At 79.3% G+C, this 1,358-nt stretch carries 1 protein-coding gene; it reads right to left on the reverse strand.

Features of this window, described 5'->3' with window-relative positions; all coding sequences use genetic code 11:
* Positions 1-336 precede the first annotated feature (336 nt).
* Positions 337-1,065: a hypothetical protein gene (locus tag CTKZ_RS21770; protein ID WP_160142941.1), complete on the reverse strand. Its 729-nt coding sequence runs from the start codon at positions 1,063-1,065 to the stop codon at positions 337-339.
* Positions 1,066-1,358: the final 293 nt, after the last annotated feature.

The following is a 1,358-nucleotide window of genomic DNA, read 5'->3' on the forward strand; positions in this document are numbered from 1 at the left end:
AGCCCGAGCGCCGCGACGGCGGCGACGCGCCCGGCCAGCCGGGCGGCTCCCGCGGAGCGCTGGCCGCGCCGCGCGGAGACCGGGACGCCGAGCGCCGCGCCCGTGCCGTGAGGGTCGGACGGACGGTCGGGTGCGGCGAGGTGGGCGGACGTACGGGCGTACTGAGGCATGAGGATCCTTCGGGGCGTCGCGGACGTGGGGTCCGCGGGTGGTCGTGGTGGGCGCAGCACGGCGCGACGGCGACCCGGCGGGTGCGGGACCGTGACGCGGTGGCGGCGGAGCCCGCGCGACGACCAGCCCCGCTCCGTCGAGACGTCGGAGGTCGGTGTGGGCGCGTCAGCGCGCGGGAGGTGCGGGCGGGCCCGAGGGTGGCCCGCGCCGCGGGTGCGCGCGCGACCAGGGTGCGCGAAGGGGCGCGACGGAGGCGACGGGGCCGACGAGCGTCCCGCCGACCGGCACGGCGACGGGGCCCGGCACGACGACGCGGGGCCGCAGCCAGGCGAGCAGCCAGTGCAGCGCGCGGTCGCCGCCCGCGACGACGAGCGCGGTGAGCACCGTCGCGACGACGTGCAGCACGAGCATCGCGGACGCACCGAGCAGCGGGGTCGCGACGCCGTGCGGGTCGGCGCAGGCGAGGGTGCCGACGGCCTGCCCGGCGTGCGCCACGTGGTCGGCCGCCTGACCGGCGAGGTGCGCGGCGTGGTCCGTCGCCCGGGCGGCGAGGTGCGCGGTGTGCTGCGCGGCGGTGTGTGCGGCGTGCGGGTCGGCCACGCCGGCGGCCGGTCCGGCGGACGGGGCACATCCCGTGGCGGAGAGGACCGTGAACGCGTGGTGCAGCACCAGCTGCCCGGCGCCGAGCACCGCGGTGACCGCGACGACCCCGAGCCGACGGCCCGCGAGCGCGACGCAGACCGCGAGCACCAGCGACGTCAGCGCCACGAGGACGACGCCCGCAGGAAGGCGGCCACCACCGAGGACGTGCGCCAGGCCGGCGAGCGCGACGACGACGGACGCGACGACGCCCGCGCGCACCAGGCGCCAGGGTCCCGTCGTCGCGGAGGGCATCCGGTCACGGTAGCCGCGCGGGTGCGGCACCCCGAGCCCGTGAAAAGTTTCGTGCGCCCGCGACCAGGCGGGACGCGCGCCCTCACCCGCGGGTGTGACGGGGAACACGCGGGTGCATGCTCGGTGTTGGGGACGAACGGCCGCACGCGCCGCCGCACTCCGCGACGCTGTCAGGTCGGGCCGGCTCGCCCCCGCGACACCGCATCGCCCGCTCCACCGTCCCCCCGCACCTCGCACCTCGCCGTCGAGAAGGACCGATGCCCGCAGACGCCGCCACGGCCACCGCCCCGCCG

It is taken from the genome of Cellulomonas algicola (genome assembly GCF_003851725.1).
Lineage (GTDB): Bacteria > Actinomycetota > Actinomycetes > Actinomycetales > Cellulomonadaceae > Cellulomonas > Cellulomonas algicola.